17 protein-coding genes are annotated in these 19,793 nt (G+C 43.0%); 2 read left to right on the top strand and 15 right to left on the bottom strand.

The window, feature by feature from the left end; all coding sequences use genetic code 11:
* Positions 1 to 10 precede the first annotated feature (10 nt).
* Complete coding sequence (locus M1L66_RS29290; protein ID WP_434689133.1) at positions 11 to 1,711, top strand: AAA family ATPase; 1,701 nt, start codon at positions 11 to 13, stop codon at positions 1,709 to 1,711.
* Between the two features lie 110 nt (positions 1,712 to 1,821).
* On the opposite strand, the gene M1L66_RS29295 is transcribed toward M1L66_RS29290, so the two are convergent.
* From M1L66_RS29295 to M1L66_RS29330, 8 genes are all read right to left on the bottom strand, one after another.
* Positions 1,822 to 4,992 carry a glycosyltransferase gene (locus M1L66_RS29295; RefSeq protein ID WP_434689135.1) on the bottom strand — a complete coding sequence of 1,057 codons (3,171 nt, stop codon included), beginning with the start codon at positions 4,990 to 4,992 and terminating at the stop codon, positions 1,822 to 1,824.
* Positions 4,979 to 5,761: a class I SAM-dependent methyltransferase gene (locus tag M1L66_RS29300; RefSeq protein ID WP_434689137.1), complete on the bottom strand. Its 783-nt coding sequence runs from the start codon at positions 5,759 to 5,761 to the stop codon at positions 4,979 to 4,981. The genes M1L66_RS29295 and M1L66_RS29300 overlap by 14 nt, the downstream gene beginning before the upstream one ends.
* Positions 5,762 to 5,825: 64 nt before the next feature.
* Complete coding sequence (locus M1L66_RS29305; protein WP_187020178.1) at positions 5,826 to 7,199, bottom strand: ABC transporter ATP-binding protein; 1,374 nt, start codon at positions 7,197 to 7,199, stop codon at positions 5,826 to 5,828.
* A 27-nt stretch (positions 7,200 to 7,226) separates the two neighbouring features.
* Positions 7,227 to 8,036, bottom strand: coding sequence for an ABC transporter permease (locus tag M1L66_RS29310; protein WP_187020180.1), 810 nt, complete (start codon positions 8,034 to 8,036; stop codon positions 7,227 to 7,229).
* 17 nt (positions 8,037 to 8,053) lie between these two features.
* Positions 8,054 to 8,608: a dTDP-4-dehydrorhamnose 3,5-epimerase gene (rfbC, locus tag M1L66_RS29315; RefSeq protein ID WP_002604796.1), complete on the bottom strand. Its 555-nt coding sequence runs from the start codon at positions 8,606 to 8,608 to the stop codon at positions 8,054 to 8,056.
* 169 nt (positions 8,609 to 8,777) lie between these two features.
* Complete coding sequence (locus M1L66_RS29320) at positions 8,778 to 9,113, bottom strand: double zinc ribbon domain-containing protein (protein ID WP_242867857.1); 336 nt, start codon at positions 9,111 to 9,113, stop codon at positions 8,778 to 8,780.
* A gap of 46 nt (positions 9,114 to 9,159) precedes the next feature.
* Entirely contained in the window at positions 9,160 to 9,606 is a 447-nt protein-coding gene (locus M1L66_RS29325) for a hypothetical protein (protein ID WP_434689139.1), read from the bottom strand.
* 536 nt (positions 9,607 to 10,142) lie between these two features.
* Positions 10,143 to 10,256: a cyclic lactone autoinducer peptide gene (locus M1L66_RS29330; protein ID WP_434689141.1), complete on the bottom strand. Its 114-nt coding sequence runs from the start codon at positions 10,254 to 10,256 to the stop codon at positions 10,143 to 10,145.
* Between the two features lie 297 nt (positions 10,257 to 10,553).
* On the opposite strand from M1L66_RS29330, the gene M1L66_RS29335 reads away from it, so the two are divergent.
* On the top strand, positions 10,554 to 11,759 hold the full coding sequence (locus M1L66_RS29335; RefSeq protein ID WP_434694346.1) for an IS110 family transposase: 1,206 nt from the start codon (positions 10,554 to 10,556) through the stop codon (positions 11,757 to 11,759).
* A gap of 86 nt (positions 11,760 to 11,845) precedes the next feature.
* Here M1L66_RS29335 and M1L66_RS29340 read toward each other — a convergent pair whose 3' ends face one another.
* The 7 genes from M1L66_RS29340 to M1L66_RS29370 form a co-directional block, all read right to left on the bottom strand.
* Entirely contained in the window at positions 11,846 to 12,436 is a 591-nt protein-coding gene (locus M1L66_RS29340; protein ID WP_434689143.1) for an accessory gene regulator B family protein, read from the bottom strand.
* Between the two features lie 85 nt (positions 12,437 to 12,521).
* Positions 12,522 to 13,799 (bottom strand): sensor histidine kinase, encoded by a 1,278-nt coding sequence (locus M1L66_RS29345; protein WP_434689145.1) that lies wholly within the window; start codon positions 13,797 to 13,799, stop codon positions 12,522 to 12,524.
* Positions 13,796 to 14,518: a LytR/AlgR family response regulator transcription factor gene (locus tag M1L66_RS29350; protein WP_434689147.1), complete on the bottom strand. Its 723-nt coding sequence runs from the start codon at positions 14,516 to 14,518 to the stop codon at positions 13,796 to 13,798. Before M1L66_RS29350 ends, M1L66_RS29345 begins: the two co-directional genes overlap by 4 nt.
* Before the next feature lie 1,312 nt (positions 14,519 to 15,830).
* A complete protein-coding gene (locus M1L66_RS29355) occupies positions 15,831 to 16,058 on the bottom strand; it encodes a hypothetical protein (protein ID WP_434689149.1) in 228 nt (75 codons plus the stop codon).
* Between the two features lie 586 nt (positions 16,059 to 16,644).
* Positions 16,645 to 17,610 (bottom strand): glycosyltransferase family 2 protein, encoded by a 966-nt coding sequence (locus M1L66_RS29360; RefSeq protein ID WP_187020181.1) that lies wholly within the window; start codon positions 17,608 to 17,610, stop codon positions 16,645 to 16,647.
* A 110-nt stretch (positions 17,611 to 17,720) separates the two neighbouring features.
* Complete coding sequence (locus M1L66_RS29365) at positions 17,721 to 19,373, bottom strand: DUF2142 domain-containing protein (RefSeq protein WP_187020183.1); 1,653 nt, start codon at positions 19,371 to 19,373, stop codon at positions 17,721 to 17,723.
* Positions 19,354 to 19,773, bottom strand: coding sequence for a DUF2304 domain-containing protein (locus M1L66_RS29370; RefSeq protein ID WP_434689152.1), 420 nt, complete (start codon positions 19,771 to 19,773; stop codon positions 19,354 to 19,356). The genes M1L66_RS29365 and M1L66_RS29370 overlap by 20 nt, the downstream gene beginning before the upstream one ends.
* Positions 19,774 to 19,793 lie beyond the last annotated feature (20 nt).

Consider the following 19,793-nt stretch of genomic DNA (forward strand, 5'->3'; position numbering starts at 1 on the left):
GGTCGTCTTTATGAAATATAAACCACTGCCTGTCGGAATTGACCGCTTTGATGAATTAATTCTCGGTGGCTACTACTACGTAGATAAAACCTGGTTCATAAAGGAACTGCTCGATCTGAGGGGGAAAGTGAACTTATTTACCCGTCCCCGCCGATTCGGCAAAACCCTGAATATAAGCATGCTCCAGTACTATTTTGAAAATACAGGGGAAGCTGAATGGAATGAACGCAATCGTTTTTTATTTCATGGAATGAAAATTATGGAAGCCGGCGACACTTATCTGGCAAAAATGAATGCGTATCCAGTCATAAACCTCTCCTTAAAATCAGGAAAACAGCCCTCCTATGAACTGGCCTTCGGCTGCCTGCGTGAAGAAATCGCCAGAGAATACAAACGCCATATATCGATTCTTGACAGCGGAAAATTAGAGCTGGAAAAGGATAAATATATGAGAATAGCAAAAGAAGAAGGCAGTGAACAGGAATACGCTACCTCAATCCGTTTTCTCTCTGAATGTCTGACGAAATGTTATGATGCAAAAACCGTTATCCTCATCGATGAATACGATGTACCTCTGGAAAACTCCTGGTTCGCGGGTTTTTATGACCAGATGATAAGTTTTATCCGTTCCGTTTTTGAATCGGCGCTCAAGACAAATCCATGCCTGGAATTTGCAGTGATGACCGGTTGTTTAAGGGTTTCGAAAGAATCCATTTTTACAGGTCTGAACAATCTGGAGATTCATTCCATTCTGTCTGATGCCTACGGAGAACATTTTGGTTTCCTGCAGGAGGAAGCCGATCAGATGCTCCAGGATTATCACAGAGCGGAAAAGCAGATGGAACTAAAGGAATGGTACGATGGATACCTGTTCGGGAATGCCGAAGTTTATAATCCCTGGAGCGTGATTAATTACGTAAAAGCTCTGTCAATAAACCCGGCAGCATTTCCGTCCCCTTATTGGAAAAATACCAGTTCCAATGCCATAGTAAAGGACCTGGTAGAGCGGGCGGACTTCCAGGTAAAAGCTGAAATCGAAAATCTTATAGCCGACGGCACCATAGAAAAACCGGTTCACGAAGACATCACATACGGAGATATCTATGATTCTGAGGATAATCTCTGGAATTTTCTGTTCTTTACCGGTTACCTGAAACAGATTTCCGTCAGGCTGGAAGAGGATATCCCATATGTCCGCCTGGCCATTCCCAACAGAGAGGTACGGTATATCTATAACAGCACAGTTATGAACTGGTTTCGTGATCTGATAAAAACAAGGGATATGACCGCTCTTTATCAGGCACTTTTAAGCGGTGAGGCGGAAAGCTTCCAGAAGGAGTTGTCGGAGCTGCTAATAAACTCCATCAGCTATATGGATGGAGGCGAAGCATTCTACCACGGTTTTTTTCTGGGAATTTTAGAGAATTTGAAGGAATACCTTGTAACGTCTAACAGAGAGGCCGGACTTGGGCGATACGACATTGCGATACGCAGTCTCAATGTATCGAAGCCCCCCATTATTCTGGAGCTGAAGGTGTCCGATACCTACAAAGGTATGGAGACCGCCTGTGACGCCGCTCTGAAACAGATCGAAGCAAACCATTACAACGACTGGCTGCCAGAGGAAGGCTACACAGAAGTTCTTAACTATGGAATTGCATTTTTCAAAAAACAGTGCCGCGTAAAATCAGTCCGCAAAACGCTTGTCTGACTGTAAAGCGCCTGTCTGACCGCAAAAAAGGCCAGTGGCTCTTAAATAACAGGAGTCACTGGCTTTTTATAATATTTTATACTTCACATCTTCTTACGCATATACTTACGCTATATCTTTTCCATTCCTCTAAAGTCTTCCTCCACCACACTCCACGCCGCATCCACGCTATAATACTCGCGAATATAATCCTGCGTTTTCCGGCTCAGTTCACGGAGACTCTCCGGGTCCTGGTAGAGGCAGACCGTCTCTTCGGCAAATTCTTCCGGGGCGTCCTTGATGCACATGACCGATTCAGCCTCCGCGATTCCTTCCGCGCCGATCGAGGTTGTAACGACAGGCGCGCCGTTATAAAGCGCCTCGATGACCTTGCCTTTGACTCCGGCGCCGTAGCGCAGGGGAACTACCACGATCCGGCAGGTACGGTACAGCTCGGAGAGTTCTTCTTCAGAGACGAAGCCCTTCACAATGATACCGTTTCCCGGCTGCTCCAGGGACTGGATTTCCTCTGTCACCTTTGATCCGACGATGTAGAAGGGGACTTCCAGTTTTTCACGGATCTTAGGGAATATCTCGCGCGCGAACCAGAGAACCGCATCCGCATTCGGCGGATGGGCGAAGCCGCCTACAAACAGCAGCCCTTCCCTCTTCTCAAAGTCATCCGGGACCGACTCTAAGAATTTTTCGAATACATAGGCTACGATTGCCTTTACCCGGATTGTGGGATCGATCATATGGATCGCGTCGCGCTCCACATAGGACGGATAATACGATACCGCCGCCTTCCGCATGATGCGGAATTCGATGGCTTTCCAGTATTCCGACGCATCCCGCTTCTTTTCGTCCCCGGTCAGCTGGTATTCACGGCCCTCTCTCAGGAAATGAAGATCATGGCCGTAGTAAATCATCTTGATATTGGTGTGTTCCTCCATAAAGTCCACGTATTTTTCCGCAATATGAGGCCTGTTTAAATAGGCGGCTGTGATGTCACCCCCATGCTCCTTCAGCCAGTCCCAGATTTTCACCTGATAGTCGCGTCCATAGAGGATTTCTATACCCATCTGCATCAGTACAGTGGAATACGGCTCCTCGTGAAGGAAATTGTCGCCTAAAAATTTTACCACATATCCCTTTTCCAGGAACATCTTTAAATACTGGAAGGTGGTTTTAGACCCCGCGTCCCTGTCATATGTAGGAACGTAGTGATCGATCACCAGGATAATATCCTTTCCCTGGCTCCGCTCGCGTGCCCGGAATGGGTCTGGATTACCGTTGTTTACACACTGCTTCCTGAATTCATCCGCCCATTTTTCCTTTAACTTCACGGAATTTTCCACCTGGTACCGCTTAAGGCCGCTGCCACTCACATCGGTTCCATTGGAAATGCCTTCAAAATGGATTACCTTCGAAAGCGGCTGATATACCACCCGGTAACCAGCCTTTCTCACCTCGAAAGCAAGGTCGGAATCTTCACAGTACGCAGGCGCAAACCGGTCGTCGAAACCGCCGATCTGTTTCCACAGATTGTTGGATAAGAGAATTGCGGCTCCTGAAATATAGTCCACATCTTTTACGTAATTATATTCCGGCTTATCCGGATCGTCCAGACGGCCGTAATTCCAGCCGGAACCATCGCTCCAGATGATTCCGCCCGCCTCCTGAAGCCGCCCATCCGGATAAACCAGTTTGGACCCCACCATACCAATCGACGGATCGCGCTCGATTAAGTCCACCAGGCTCTTAAGCCATCCCGGTGTGACCTGGGTGTCGTTATTCAAGAACATCACGTATTTTCCGCGGGCCGCCTTCGCCGCCTGATTGCAGTTGCGTAAGAATCCCTGATTCGTCTCATTTCTGCAGATGGTCACGTGTTCCACAAATTTCGACAGCTCCATAGTGGCATCCGTCGAGACATCATCCGCGATAATCACCTCATACGATACATCCGTGGTGTGTTCCAAAATAGAGGCCAGGCAGACATACGTATAATCAATCTGATTGTATACCGGAATGACGATGGATACCATCGGCTCGTTCTCTTCTTTAAACCTGAGTTTTCCATGAATCCGGTACCCCTCGCCGATCTTCATGTCTCCCTCAATGAGATTCCGCCCCTCGGGAGTGGTGTATAAGTGAAAGGACTTCACCGGATGGCGGAATGTATTCTTCACATATCCCAGGATCTTCCTTTTTCTGGTTCCCTTGGGAAACTTCTGGTTGAATTTCTCTCCCAGCTTTCTCTTCACCTTGAAAATGATGGCTTCATGGCGGTTTAAGACTGCAATCGTCTGGGCCATGTTCTCGTTATCCTGGCGGAGATTACCGATCATCACTTCCAGATTCGTCACATGATTGTCCGTCAGACGCTTCAGCTCGATCTGCTTGCGGATGGACAAATCCTTTTCCTCAATCTCCAGATGGAGCTGTTTTACCCATTCCCGCTGCTTTTCTACCGCCCGCTTTACCTCGTTCATGTCTTCCGGAATTATATGGACATCGTGCATGTAATTCGTCAGATAGATCTTCTGGTTCTCTCCATGAACATACTCCTGGAAATGGTGTTCCATCTCTCCATAAACCGGAATCATCTCCGGCCGGATGCCGAAATTCACCATAAACTCCGGCAGAGTCGTCTCTCCCAGAAGGCTTCTGTACTGCTCATAGAAATAATACAGCATACGGTAACGGATAAAGCGCACCGGAATCGGGAAAAAGAACACCCATTCATAGTCGAGACAGCACGGGCCGTCTTCGGTTACCAAGATGTTCTCGAACAGGCAGTCCACATTGGAAGCAACAAATGCCTCGTCCTGTTCCACACTCGAATCAGCTACTGATTTCCCGTCGAAGCCCGCTTCTGCCTTCCCTTCTGAACCCGTATACCGGCCAAACACCGTGACAAACTCAGCGGTTTCCACAAACGGTCTTAAGAAACCTTCCCGAACCTCCAGGACCAGTTCCATGGCTTTCTTCAGTTCCTCCACCGGGACACGTTCCTCTTTTATTTTGCGGCCCAGGATCTCGGCCATGGTCTCCCCCTTCAGAAATGGGAAACGTGCAGTGCGTCCCTCCTGATCCAGCGTCACCAGGGCCACGCCCAGAGGACTCTGATCGGTCAGACGGTCATATTTTTCCTTCATCGACCGGATATGGGAGACTGCCTGCTCGTTTAAAGCCGTTTTCTCCACATACTGTTTCCCGTCCTCTTCCACGATACAGGTCCGTATCTGAAACTCTTCCCGGCGGGTCCTGTTGTATTTAATATACTTAGTATTCTTCATAGCTGCTCCATATGGCTAAAAATGAGTTTGCAAACGCTTCAAACAGTCCGGCTTCACATATTTCGTCGAAAAATTTTCCCGGATCAAACCGGATATACTCCGGATAATCGTAAGCGAGAACCGCGTGAGCCAGCTCTCCCTTCGCAGGAAGATGCTCATCCGAATAGATGGTCACGGGCAGACGGTAATCCGGCATGGGATAATAGTACTCGAGTTTGCCGCATTTTCCGTCAGAGGCGCTGCACAGAAGCTCCGTCAGCTCCGTCTTAAGCAGGCAGGTCTCATCCGGTTTCACGCCCGACTTATATTTGAGGCCAAGACGGTTATCCACCGCTACCATCAGGGTTCCGCCCGGCTTCAGCAGAGATTTAGCCCTGTTAATCTGCGCTTCATACGGCATTTTCAGGGATCCGGCCATCACCACGTAATCGAATGCGCCGCCCTCATACGTGTCAAGGCTGCCCTTCACATACTGAATATTCCCGCAGGCGCCATGGCGGAGGCGGTTCACTTCCAGATCCTCCAGATCTTCGTCCAGAACGGTCACGTCCTTCACCCGTCTGCTGTAAAGGCCGGTTAAAGCCCCGCAGCCGGATCCGACCTCCAGAAGAGAGGCTTCCGGTTTGAAATCAAACCATTCCAGTACATTTTCCCGGGTATCCGATAACGCATAAAAGTATGCGGGCTCCGGCTCTTCCTTAATCGCCAGCTTCGTGTCGCCGTGATACTTTATCAGGAGATCTTTTATTTCGGAACTGATGCTCCCCATATCATTTTCCTCCTTGTTATGAGCACTTAGAGACCGTCTTTTGGTCTCTTACGTGCGATACATGTCACTGGTACTTAGCGGGCGTTCTTTGACCGCTTAGTACAGCGACTCCCCGTTTCAGGGCCACCTTCACTTCCGATTCCATATCGTAGACGCCCACTGTGTTCTTATTGGAAATTACCGTTATATTTGCAATATCATACAGGCGGTGATATACCACGTGCTCCCCATTTTCAAATCCGGTACAGCTCATGGATAGCAGATATTCGCCTCCCTGAAGATTCATCTTCTGACTGAATTCCACCTCGTATTCGTCGCCATTCTTCACCGGCTTCACATCCGCCGATTCATACATGGTATTGGTTCCCGTCAAATCAGCTCCCCGTTTATCCTTGATCGTATACGTAAAAATCGGGGTATCCAGACTGGTGTTAAAATGGATCCGTTCTTTAATCGTAAACATCTCGCCCTTTAAAAGCAGGTTCGTCAAATTACCCCGCTCGTCAAAAAGGCCGAAATCCACGATCTCCGCCCGTCCGTCGCCATATTCTGTCTTTGCGGGATTGATCGTCAGTTTTTCCTTCATGAGGCCGCTGTGGGCTTCCGCCTTCCGCCTCTGTCCGGCAGCGCTGTCTCCCGAGAAATCACTCATCTCCTCTGAATTCAGTTCCACCAGCTCGTCTTCCAGCTGATCCATCTGATTCGCCAGAATCTTCTTATATAAATCAACCATCTTCCCCGGTTCTCCCTGGGCGATAAATGCGCCTTTGTTCAGCACCACGACGCGGTCGCAATACTTAATAATAGCGCCCATATCGTGGGTAACCATCAGAATGGTGGTGCCGTTCTTCCTGATCTCCTCCATACGGCGGTAGCACTTGGCCTGAAAGAAGACGTCGCCCACTGACAGCGCCTCGTCAACGATCAGAATCTCCGGCTCCACATTAATAGCAAGCGCAAAAGCCAGCCGAACAAACATACCGCTGGAATACGTCTTAACGGGCTGATAGACGAAATCTCCGATATCGGCAAACTCCAGAATATCCTGAAGCTTCGCCTCCATCTCCTTTCTGGAGAAGCCCATCATGGTGCCGTTCATAAAGATATTTTCAATGCCAGTGTAATCCATGTTGAATCCGGCTCCCAGCTCCAGTAAGGCGGAAATCACTCCGTCCACCTCCACCTCGCCGGTCGTCGGGGTCAGAACCCCGGTAATAATCTTTAAGATGGTGGACTTACCGGAACCATTTGTTCCAATGATTCCCACCGTCTCGCCTTTATTTACATCAAAGGAAATTCCGTTTAGCGCGTAGAAATCTCTGTGATAATTTTTATGGGTAATGCTCATCGTCTCTTTTAAACGGTCGATGGGCTTTTCGTATAGCCGGTAAATCTTTGTAACATCCTTTACCGAAATCGCACTATTTTTTGATTTCACGAATCTTAGTCCTCCATTTCGGGCCTCTTACAGTACATCGGAAAAATGCGGCCGCAGCTTTTTAAATACCTTCAGTCCGATCAGCATCAAAATGATGGTCACCGCCCAGAAGTAGATTCCCAGTGTCGGCCGCATCCAGAATCCGTCCCCGGTCAGCATGCTGTCGCGGTAACCGGCCACGATGTAGTAGAATGGATTAAATTTTAACAGTGGTGTCAGCCACGCAGGCGCATTAGGTAGTATCTCCGGCGCCCACATAATGGGTACCATCCACATTCCAAACTGCAGCATAATTCCTATAATCTGCGCCATGTCTTTGAAAAATACATTGATAGCGCTGGTGAAATACGTCACAGCCAGCGAGAGCATGGAACATGCAAATGTATAATAAATAATCTGTAACCAGCTGAACCTGGGCGGTATACGGTATGCCAGGAAGACAACAATCATGATAATGGCGAAAATTCCATGTACCATCATACAGGACAGCATCTTGATAACTGGCAGTATCTCCACACGGAACACCACCTTCTTGACCAAATAGCTGTACTCCTGCAAACAATTAGTTCCCGAGTTTAACACCTCACTGAAGTAAAACCATGGCATAATGCCTGGAATCAACCACAACACGTAAGGGTAGTCCACTGGCGGCACACTCTTAAATCCCAGCTGGAATACGCAAAAATAGACGATCACAGTCGCAAGCGGCTGCAAAAACATCCACACGATACCGAAATAAGAACCTACAAACCGCTTCTTAAAGTCCGCCTTTGCCAGATCCAGAATCAATTTTCTCTTGTGTACAATTTCTTTACATAAGGAAACCAGATAATCCATGGTCCGCTCCTCTCCGGTTAAAATTTAAATGTATCCCGAATACCGCTCCACTTCTGGTCCTTATCGGAAATGATCAGTTCCATACCTTCCTCAATCGGCCAGTCGATGCCAATCTCCGGATCGCTCCAGAGAATTCCGCCCTCGTCGCCCGGATGATAGAAATCCGTACATTTGTAAGCAAATTCCGCCTCATCGGACAGAACCAGGAAACCGTGGGCAAAGCCCTCCGGGATATAAAACTGCTTTTTATTCTCTGCAGTCAGTTCAACGCCAAACCATTTCCCATACGTCTCGGAATCAGAACGAAGATCCACTGCCACATCAAAGACGCTTCCGCGCACGGCCCGCACCAGCTTTCCCTGTGGAAACTGCTTCTGGAAATGAAGGCCGCGAAGCACACCCTTCACAGACATGGACTGGTTGTCCTGCACAAATACCATGTTAAGTCCTGCTTCCTTAAAATCATTCTGGTTATAAGTCTCCATAAAATATCCCCTGGAATCCGGAAATACAGACGGTTCAATCACATAAAGCCCTTTAATATCACACGGTGTTACTTTTATCTTTCCCATATTTTCATGCTCCTTTACATCACTTTGTCATTTCTTGTCTTGTAGCATTCTATCACAACTCGGACCGGATTTCCACTGGATGGGGGATTTTTACTATAGTTTACGTAAAAAAATATCACCTCTTGCCTTTGTATCAGAACAAAAAGTGATATTTTCCTAATCTATTCAGTTATTCAAAGTCTCTACCGCAGCCACTGCATATCCGTGAATAAGGTTTGTTATGGTCTCCACATTCAGGACAAAACCATGATCCATCCGGTAGTGGTATAACGTTGACTCTTTGTACATTCGCAGGGCTTTTATCAACCCCCAGTTCTTGAGCCTGTTCATCAATTGTAAGCGCCGCAATAGGAGCTATCGATGTACCTCGCGCACCGGTTCCAGCCAGTGGTTGCAACGCCTTCCAGCCAAATAATGAGGTGTGACCGGAAAGTCTCTTCCCGCACTTCTGACAATATCTGGTACCATTTAGATTTTCAAACTTACAATAATTGCACTTTATCATTTTCAACGCCTCATTATCTCAATTATTAAAATATGTGATGATTGAATTACGGTGTAAAATTAACTGTTGCAACATCATATGACGGACCAAGCCTTATAGAAAATGTGATTCTTATATTATCATTTGAATATACTACGTCAGTTATTGTTATCACGTTTAAACCTACCGAACTGATTTCGTATTCGCATGTATCATATATAAACTGCGGTCTTCCTCCAATGATTTGTGTCTGATAGTTAAGCGTAATAGTCCCTACTTTTTTACCACCATAATTCCCAACAATGTTGGCTGTTTTACTTTTAGAGGCTAATGCACTAACATTTTGATTCACAGCTTTTACAGGTTCATCTATAAAAGTTGTTATACCTTTTAATGTTTCCAAAGGAATAAATTCATTTGCATTAATATCTTCTGATGCAAACGAAGGAAATACTTGTATCATTACCATACAGATCATAATAAGAGGCATTAAAAACTTTCTTGCTATCTTCATAGTATATTCTCCTTTCAAAAGTGAATCTGATCCTCAAACTAATTAATTAAAGATTTAGGATCTATGTAGCCTACAGCAATAATGCAGTAGGGTATAAAGTAACTTTATAAAGTTTTACAAAATGTAATTATATGTTCTTAGAGTCCCATTGGAATCACCTCTTTAGTTTAATTACATTTAAACAATCTTCATTTTCTATTTGACCTATATTGTTTTTGAATACAAAAGATACAAATAACTGTTTCTAATTTATCACAAGAATCTTTGTTCGTTAACAAATGCCCTTCTAACACTATTAATTTGTCCGTGAACAATAATCAAAACATTTCTTCTCCTAACACCTCAATGCATTCCTTACTTTCTTAAGTTCTTATTATTCATAATATTAATCACTGCTTAAAATAGTAATTGTTTAATCGAGCTATTTATAACGCTTATAAATTGCTAAATTCAAAATCAAATTTATAAAAACAGCCCATTCGATAAAAAAGTCACCTTTATTCCTAGTACAAGGATAAAGGTGACTTTTATAAGAATTATTTCAGTTCCTCTGGGACCTCTGGTTGATAATTATCCCCCCATGATGCCAACCCTGCACCTGATATAGCAAAAAATTCTGCGATATGTGCTAAAACATTTAAAATCCTCACCCTTCATTCCTCCTACTACAATGTATTTATGGTTAATATCCCTTACAGCCAGTAAGGAATTATCCATCTTGTTGCTTAAGCTGTTATAATGATGGAGCAATCGGTATATCGGTTTCCTCCCTGGACTTCGCGTCCGTAAATAAGACTGATAACCAGCTCCTCATTTGCAGCGTTCGTTTTATGCAGGTTGAACTGCCTCCGGTACGTTCGTGTCACACCACAGTAGATTGAATAGGCAATGAGTAAAACTGGTACCTATCTATTGCAATAATCTTAAGGAGTGATTTATTTATGAACATAAACGCAGTTGGTATTGATGTTTCCAAAGGCAAAAGTATGGCCTTCATTCTAAGGCCTTATGGAGAAATCGTTTCTTCTCCCTTTGATATCGAGCATACTTCCGGTAATATCCAATCCTTAATTGAAATGATCAAATCGATTGAAGGTGAATCCCGCATTGTTATGGAACACACTGGCCGTTACTACGAACCACTCGCCCGTGAGCTTTCCCTGGCTGGGCTTTTTGTAACTGCCATAAATCCTAAGCTCATTAAAGATTTTGGAGATAATTCTCTCCGCAAAGTAAAATCTGATAAAGCTGATGCTGTAAAAATTGCCCGTTACACTCTTGACAGTTGGACGGAATTGAAACAGTATAGTCTTATGGACGAAATACGTAATCAATTAAAGACCATGAACCGTCAGTTTGGCTTCTATATGAAACATAGAACAGCTATGAAGAATAACCTCATCGGCATCCTCGATCAGACTTACCCTGGTGTTAATACTTACTTTGATAGTCCTGCACGTGAGGACGGCAGCCAGAAGTGGGTTGATTTTGCCACTGCATACTGGCATGTGGACGGTGTTCGTAAACTGTCATTAAACGCATTTGTCGACCATTATCAGAAATGGTGCAAACGCAGGAAGTACTACTTCAGCAAAGACAAAGCTGAAGAAATCTATGGAGCTGCCAAGGAGCTTGTTCCTGTACTTCCAAAAGATGATTTAACCAAGCTGATTGTGAAACAGGCCATAGAACAATTGAACACTGCCTCCAAGGCCGTGGAAGCACTCCGTACCCTGATGAATGAAACAGCCGCCAAGCTGCCTGAATATCCCGTTGTTATGGGCATGAAGGGTGTTGGTCCGTCTCTTGGTCCTCAGCTTATGGCTGAGATTGGAGATGTCACACGTTTCACACACAAAAGTGCTATCACTGCATTTGTTGGCGTAGATCTGGGAGTCAATGAATCGGGAAACTATGAACAAAAAAGTGTTCCAACTTCCAAACGCGGTTCATCGTCTCTTAGAAAAACCTTGTTTCAGGTCATGGACTGTCTCGTCAAAACGAAACCTCAAGATGACCCTGTATATGCGTTTATAGATAAGAAACGTGCTCAGGGAAAGCCTTACTATATCTACATGACTGCAGGTGCCAATAAGTTTTTGCGTATCTATTACGGAAGAGTAAAGGAATATCTTATGTCCCTTCCGGAATAAGGAATACTACATACTTTCAGGCCAGCGGATAACGGTGGTCTATTTGTTGTGCCTGAAACTCAATCAATAAGAAATTTTAATTTTTTTCATTTTCCTATTGACTTTTTATTTGCAGGCTTATTTTTTATCATCATTATACACGCCGAAAGTATTATGGTTATGTATAAGGAATATACTGTCTTTTTTTGTCCCAAAACATATAGAAAAATCGTTGTCATGCAATCTATTGCTAGTATTATATGTGCATATCGTCTGTTCTTCTTTCTTTTTTCTTCTGTCAATATATGATTTGGGTGTTCGACCGGAGCTTTTGTGTAGATATAGACCACAGATACTACAAAGAAAGCTGTCAGCACCTGCCCTGCTCCCTTTATAGGATATAAGCTAATTAGGTAGATGTAAAAAATAAAAATGCCGTTTGTTAATAAGAAACAGCCTAAATATGTCTTTGCATGGTAACCGTTAGCAGTCATTTTAAGTGACATAGATACTATCAAAAAAAGAATGCCATTCAGAAAATTATCCGTAAGTATAGAAATTAAAATCATACTCAGTACAGTACCCATAGTAGACAAGAATAATTCAATTCCATATATATAAATCGCTTCCCTATTCCGCTCTACGATCCCATCTGAAATCATACATTCTGTCCAATAAATTGCAACTCTTCTTAACATAATATTGTCACCCATATACCATAAAATAATGTTAATATTAGTAAATATCCTTCAATCGCCCAGGATCTGGCACCTAAAATATCGCCTAAACAAATATTATATTCACAATAAATCTCTTTTGTTCAAACTTCCAGGAAATCTCTCCATCATGACTTTTCACTGCCTCCTCAACACTTTTCAGCCCCCAGCCATGCCTTTCTGAATCAGATTTTGCAGTCATCAGTATATTGCCTTGTCTTTTAGGTTTTTCCGCGGCATTTATAATTTTTATTGCCAGCATATCATTAATTGACCGTATGACCACACAGATAACTCTCTCCCCGGTACTAATTCTGCAGTTTGCTTCAATCGCGTTATCCAAAAGATTTGCCAAAACTATACATAGTACCTGATCATTAAGCTTTTGGTATCTAATAATATCCGCATCAATGGTAAAATTAATTTGTGCTTCCTCTGCCTTCAACTTTTTTATGTTAAGAATGTGATCCATAATTTCATTTCCGGTCCAACTGGTTTCTAAAAAATCGTTTGTATCCGTCAACGCCTTCACATACTCTTGTGCTCTTGAAATCTCATGCTTCTCCAACAGACAGTCTATAGCCAGCATATGATTCTGCATGTCATGAAAATTTTTTGAATTTTTCTCATAGCTTTTCATCAGTTCGCGATATTGCTCCGTAAATACCGAATTATAAAATTGAATAAAACTTCTGCTATTCTTTTCGTCTCTATAGCATATAGAGACGTATAATATGCAACAAACAGTGCACACCACAAAAAAGAACATAGCCCAGTTTATTGTTGTAGAAATACTGATAGATTTTATCGACAGGTTTCTCAAACACCCCCAGCCAAGTATGCCACCTATTATAATTGCAAATGTTTTTCTTGTCCTAATCACAGGTAAAAACTTCCTTGTAAACCGCTTGAGTAATAGATAAAACAGCACCAATATCGCTTTTGATACTAGTATACTAACAACCCGCTGCATGGAAAAACCCGAGATTATATTTGCCAAAAAGGCAGAGTCATCCCATAAAACTCCTAACAAAGAATTGGAAAATGAATCTATGATATTTAGAAATACCACATAAACTCCGGCCACTTCCAGTGCTTCAATAAACTTTATCTTAAATATAATATGTTCTGTCAACGAAACAAATAATACCGCAAACAGTAGTGTAAATATAGTAAAAAGTCTGACATGATTTAACAATAAAATAAAAAAAGTTAATACAGCAGCCAACTTCCAGCCATGTTTTCGTAGTCCTTCGTTATCAAACAGAGCATTTCCCAAATAATAGCAAACAAAACTTTCACAATATGTAGCTACACCTTCGATTATCCAGAATAATGCCATCATATATGCTTCCCCCAATAGGAATTCAGTTCTTTCATTAATTCACGTATTCTAATTCTGGCAACATCGATCTCTTTGCCATTTTTCATCTTAATCTTTGCCGCTTTACAATCAATTTTTTTAATTAACTGAATATTTACAATTGTACACCTATCTATAAAAATGAAATCCCCAGTTCCCAGTTCCCTATATACCATTTCCAGTGTCTTTCTTACTTTTATCCCCTGTTCCGATAAAACAAAAACAGAATTTTTTCCATCTTTATAAATATATAAAATGTCTTTGTAAGATATTTTCTCAAATCTCCGGTTATTACTGATAAAATAATAATTTTCTTTTTGTTCATCCAGTTTAGAAAATGCTGCTCTGAGGGCGAGAGTAAGCCTGCCCTTTAACTCAGTCTTTGGTATAAATCTGAATATGTTATAATTGTAGGAATCTACAGCGTATTTCAAATGGGAGGTCACAAAAATAATGAAAGGAGTGGGATCATATTGTGTGATTTCCTTTGTTATGTCGATGCCTGAATATACAGGCATTTCAATATCCAAAATATAAATATCATATAGTTTCTTATCTTCTATATCCGCCAGTAAAGCCAATCCTGATTTATATTCGACACACTTATGATATACCCCTTCTTTTTCAAAATAAGCGGTTATATCTTGGGTAATATCTTTTAAAAAATTCTCATCATCATCGCACACTGCAATTCTGTACATTTTCTCTCCAGCTCAACAAATTTATTTTTCTATCCATTTCAGATAATTATAGTCTCTCACCAACAAGTATTCAATCATATCAGGAAATAAATATGACAGAACGCTTTATTCTTAATATCTAAAACAATGCCTTGCAGCTTGGTACAAGGTAAAATAAGGACATTAAATGTCCAACTGAAAGACAATAATACTGTTGCTATGAAAGATATGGTATACTAACAATGCTTTAACGCGACTGTCCCTGCTTAAATACCATATTATAAAATAGTGATGATTTATATATCAGTTTTTTTCTCTTTCGCACTTACTTCATAATATGTACTAATAAACAGAAGTAGCAAACTATATAGTAAGAATGACTGTAAGGTATATACCTGTAGATTGCTTTTCATAAGGATAATTTAAAATTGCATGAATTAATACCGGTAGGAAGATCTTTTTGCCCTTTAATTAACATAGTTAATACCTTTCATAGGTTGATACGTTTTAATAAACCAATTACATTGAATGCTCTTATTGCATATTATTTAGATATTAGCTTGCATTTTTATGTATTTGCCTGTATCCACCTGTATTAATTCCACAGTTTTAGTATCAGCACCATAGAAGCTTACATTTCCACCACATACAGTTATTTTTTCTAAAGAATATACCACATTTTCATTGTATATATGGCTTATGTCCCTTAAATATGCATCTTATGACTGTTATCCTCGTATATACTAATTTCTATTGAATTTCGAATCACTAACATAATATTTTTCTATGTGACTACTTAGGAATACCTGCTTATAGATTAAGCATATATGGTATCTGATAAAAAAGATCTGTTAACAGTTAAGAAAATAATAAATCAAAAGAGTAATCTGTTGGGCTATTGAAAAATGTATTATTGTAACGGCAATCAGATTTATCTATATTCTTGATATCATCGGCGGCAAAATTACTAATTTAAGCACACTCTCATTACCGGTCTGCAGAAGCTTAATAAGAAGGAGCATATCAGAGCTTTAAAGTCTCTATTTCATCTTACCCCTACGAATATAAATGTCTCTTCCAACAATATTTTCGCCCTGAAAGGTATATCCAGATTAAGAATGGATTGACAGCACGGCATGTTTAGTTCTTACTTAAACAGGTGAATTATGCTGGCAATCATTACATTCTCATCAAGCTATTTAAATAGATCCGATGCCGTAGCAGGCTTCCCATAACAGAACACTTCGTGTATCTTCCCATCTTGACAGATGATATTTACTCTGCTACAATGTAAACACATAAAGGTACTGTCATAGCAAACGGCTCACCTTGGTTAACAGTTACTATCAAAAAGCAACCACGACTTTGGTGAAGGGGCGGTTGCTTTTTGATAGTAGTCTTTCTTGTCTTCTTTGTCAGTATGTCTGATAATCACGACTGTTACTACAATACTGACCACAGTCACGATGATACCGACAATCCCAACAACAATACCTAACATCATCTGTCCTTTCGTTCTTATTTTTTCCACTTTATATTTTAGAATCCTTGACACAATCATTCTACTCTGCTACAATGTAATTACAAAAAGGTGCTGCCATAGCAAACGGTTCACCTTGGTTAATAGTTACTATCAAAAAAAGCAACTACTACTTTGGGAAGTCGAGCGGTTGCTTTTTTGATGTCAATTTATTCTGTCTTTTTTGTCATCATGTCTGATACTCACGACTGTTACTACAATACTGATCACAGTCACGATGATACCGACAATTCCGACAACAATACCCAGTGCTCCATCCAGTCAGTAATCATAATTCCAGTGCTGAATATTTTGTCAGTCTGCAAGGCGGAGGAGGGAAGCGGAGTGGTTCCTCCGCTGACCGACGACAACGCGGCAGATGGCAAAATAGGCAGTGCTGGAACTATGATTACTGGCTGGATGGAGTACTGGCATCATCTGTCCCTTTCGTTCTTATTTTCCACATATGTATCACCTCCGAAAATACGGGAAGTTCTCAAAATGTACTCATTTCGGCGAAAGGTGAACCGCTTACCGTTTTGGCAGCACCCAACTTTATATTAACATATATAGCAATGTTTTACAATAAAAAGCGGTATTATATACTCTATTTTTATTTACTTCCTTATTATCCCGATACTTTCCCCCAATATTCCCGATTCATCGTTATTTTCATAATCACCCACCTCGGAAGCTTCCTATACCGTTTCCCCATCAGATATCCCAGATACTTAAATCCGCTTTTTACAATCACTCCGGGGATCAGCCATGGCTTTTTCTGTTCTACGAGCCATTTACACGTCTTCTTCACCAAACGGATTCCCTCGCTCTCTGAGCGGATCCCGTCAAATACTTCCGGGTGGTCTGTCTGGGAAACTGCAAGATCAAAATTGCGCTTTAGCTGAGCGCTGCACCCATAATTATGAGAATGAATCACCCTGGCCTCTGCAACATAGGCAATCGCCTGCCCCCAATAGAGAACTGCATTTCCTGCGTAAATCATATCCTCATTAAAGATCGTCTGGTTCGTGAATCCGCCTGCCTCAAGAAAAAGCTTTCTGTCATAGGCACAGCAGACATTGGAAGCAAAGAATGTCTTAATTCCCAGTTCCTCTAAATCGCCTTTCGTCTTCACATAGCTTTCCGCCGGATAGTTAAAGGATCTGGTATATTTTTCCGCCGGAGCGCAGTCACGGTTTGGCAGCTGTCTCGCATAGGCCGCCGCCACGTATTCCCCTGACGGCCCTTTCTGACTCAGCCCCTTTACCAACGCTCCGATTAACTCCCTGTCCGCGGGGATCGCATCGTCCGTCATAAATACCATGATATCGGCTTCCGAATATGAAGCTCCCTGGTTTCTCGTTCCGCCATGATCAAACTCATTTTTTGTCACGTGGTGTACTTCCAGATTTGGGACAGTCTCATAAATATCTTCTTTCCAGAAAGACTGTTCTGTATTCATAATAATAATACGCCGGATCGGATAGTTTTGCTTTCCCAGCCGCTCTAAAAGCGTTTCAAATACCGCATCCGGTTTATATACCGGAATAATGACATCCACCGTTCGTTTTTTTTCAATCGTTTCTACTGCCATAGTCCAGCCTTTCTGTTATTTATTTCTGCTATCTATCATCTGTCTGCTATCTATCATCTGTTTGCTATCTACCATCTGTTTGCTATCCATCATCTGTCTACAGTCTACCATCATCTGATACACGTCACAGTGCAGATTCTCACAAGCGCATAGATGCTGACAAAACACTCCAGATAATAAATCCCCTTCGAATAATCCCTCTTAATAGTCAGATTGTCTCCATAAATCATCAGCAGAATCAGCGGAAGAATCGGCAGGAAATACCGCCCCTGGATTCCCGCGATATAGGTGAAGCCCTTTGGCGTCCAGCCCAGAAGCATGGAGGTCAGCACCAGACAGAAGCTCAGTAATGTAAGAACCGCGATCCACACCTTCTGACCAGACTTAAACGGAGTATATTCCCCAGTCCTCCTGACAGAGCTTACAATCAATATTCCCCACAACAGATACAGACAGAAATACGGAACCGTCAGATTGGGATCCAGATTTCCCAGATACCCGCCCAGCATGGTGGCCTGATAGTAGTCAAACTGTGTCACCAGTGTCTCATAATAAATCAGGAACGCCTGGTACGGCTCCTTTAAGATATCCTGGATCGTATATCCGGCCGATCCGCCTTCCCAGCTGATTATATTTTCCGTATCCTGAATCCAGGCGGACAGTACCACATTGTTGATTAAGAAGATAGCCAGCGCCATCACTCCAATGACTGCGGCTACCGAGATCCAGTACCGTCTCTTCTCACCAAATTTCGATGCCGGAATCAAAAGGCAGATCCCCGCCAGCGGCAGATATACAATTTTACATGGTTCTAAAAGGACAAGAAGAAGTCCAAGGATCACCGTATCACGGATTCCGATCTGTTTCTTCTCGTAGGCCAGATAAAAGCACCATGCGAAAAACAGGAGAGACAGGCCGATAAGCGACGTATCGTACGATAAGGAGGCAGCCAGATGGAGGGTCATGGGGAGAAGACTCACGGCCATGAACATTTCTTTCTTAAATGGCATAATGCGGACAGCCAGCCATGCCATGCCGGCAAATGCCAGCAGGTTGAACAGACGCCCCATATAGATGAGCGGAATATATCCCAGATGCAGTACTCTTGCAAAGGAAATGCCCAGCGCCTGCGGTAAATAGACCACCGGCGTCGTATTCACCGGCGCCTCGAAACGAACCGTCGTGCCGCTGCCTGCATCCTTCGTAAACAGTTCCCTAAGCATCAGCGCATAGGAATCCCGCCCCACGCTGGAATACGGTTCCTCCCGTCCGTCCTGCTCCCGCACCAGAACGTTGCCGCCCCGGGCAATGTATTCCTTTTCCTTATCCGACGCCGATGAAAGAAATACCTCGTCCGCCACTGCCTGTTTCCCCATAATCTGGTTTGACAGCCGGTATGCGCTGACAAAATGGCGCGGTTCGTCCGGAGCCGAAAACGGCGGCAAAATCATCATGTAAAAGAGTCCCAGGCAGATGACCGTAGCTGGAAGCAACCAGCCAGGTTTCTTCCCGTATATCCAGAGTATTCCGGCAAGAACTGCCAGAAACACGATCCCCAGCCGCAAAACCCAGATATAAAAAAGACGCACAGACTCGTATTCCGGAGAAGGAATGGCGTCAATCACATTGTGATACGGCTTTACGAAGACGATGAGAAGAAAAAGGATTGCGGCCGCCGCCATCCACAGACCGCTCTGTCCCGCAATCTTTTTTGCAGTTTGAAGATTTCTCTTCTTTCCGACTTTAACAGTATCTGCGTTCATCGCGCGTTTCTCCCTTCTTATCCGGATAGGTTTCCACGCCCTTTCTGTCTCCATCTTCCTTTCTGTCTGCATCTTCTTTTCTGTCGAGCGCCATCTGCTGGATCAGCTCCGTCACCCTGCTTTCCAGCTGTGAGATCTTGAGAGACAAAAAGAACACCTTCACAAGCAGAATAAAGATCACAAACATGAAGATGAAATTAGAGGTGGAATACGTTCCGACGAAATCAGACAGAATGTCGGCTAATCCCGGGAATATGCTGAACACAACCATCATCAGAGCGAACATCACCCAGAATATGGAGTCCTCAATCTTTACCTTGGACTGACGGATCTTTCTCAGCACAAAAAATGTCAGCAGTATGGAAACTATTATCAGTACCCACCGAAGTATAACGGTCATCGTACATTCTCCCTTCTCTT

The sequence above is a fragment of the Hungatella sp. SB206 genome, assembly GCF_051132295.1.
In the GTDB taxonomy this organism is placed as follows: Bacteria; Bacillota; Clostridia; order Lachnospirales; family Lachnospiraceae; genus Hungatella; species Hungatella effluvii.

What these genes read in the sequence shown, in the direction of transcription:
- M1L66_RS29290 (WP_434689133.1), top strand. Translation starts at nt 11, where the DNA reads ATGAAATATAAACCACTGCCTGTCGGAATTGACCGCTTTGATGAATTA.
- M1L66_RS29295 (WP_434689135.1), bottom strand. Translation starts at nt 4,992, where the DNA reads ATGAAGAATACTAAGTATATTAAATACAACAGGACCCGCCGGGAAGAG.
- M1L66_RS29300 (WP_434689137.1), bottom strand. Translation starts at nt 5,761, where the DNA reads ATGGGGAGCATCAGTTCCGAAATAAAAGATCTCCTGATAAAGTATCAC.
- M1L66_RS29310 (WP_187020180.1), bottom strand. Translation starts at nt 8,036, where the DNA reads ATGGATTATCTGGTTTCCTTATGTAAAGAAATTGTACACAAGAGAAAA.
- rfbC (WP_002604796.1), bottom strand. Translation starts at nt 8,608, where the DNA reads ATGGGAAAGATAAAAGTAACACCGTGTGATATTAAAGGGCTTTATGTG.
- M1L66_RS29320 (WP_242867857.1), bottom strand. Translation starts at nt 9,113, where the DNA reads ATGATAAAGTGCAATTATTGTAAGTTTGAAAATCTAAATGGTACCAGA.
- M1L66_RS29325 (WP_434689139.1), bottom strand. Translation starts at nt 9,606, where the DNA reads ATGAAGATAGCAAGAAAGTTTTTAATGCCTCTTATTATGATCTGTATG.
- M1L66_RS29340 (WP_434689143.1), bottom strand. Translation starts at nt 12,436, where the DNA reads ATGTTAAGAAGAGTTGCAATTTATTGGACAGAATGTATGATTTCAGAT.
- M1L66_RS29345 (WP_434689145.1), bottom strand. Translation starts at nt 13,799, where the DNA reads ATGATGGCATTATTCTGGATAATCGAAGGTGTAGCTACATATTGTGAA.
- M1L66_RS29350 (WP_434689147.1), bottom strand. Translation starts at nt 14,518, where the DNA reads ATGTACAGAATTGCAGTGTGCGATGATGATGAGAATTTTTTAAAAGAT.
- M1L66_RS29355 (WP_434689149.1), bottom strand. Translation starts at nt 16,058, where the DNA reads ATGATTGTGTCAAGGATTCTAAAATATAAAGTGGAAAAAATAAGAACG.
- M1L66_RS29360 (WP_187020181.1), bottom strand. Translation starts at nt 17,610, where the DNA reads ATGGCAGTAGAAACGATTGAAAAAAAACGAACGGTGGATGTCATTATT.
- M1L66_RS29365 (WP_187020183.1), bottom strand. Translation starts at nt 19,373, where the DNA reads ATGAACGCAGATACTGTTAAAGTCGGAAAGAAGAGAAATCTTCAAACT.
- M1L66_RS29370 (WP_434689152.1), bottom strand. Translation starts at nt 19,773, where the DNA reads ATGACCGTTATACTTCGGTGGGTACTGATAATAGTTTCCATACTGCTG.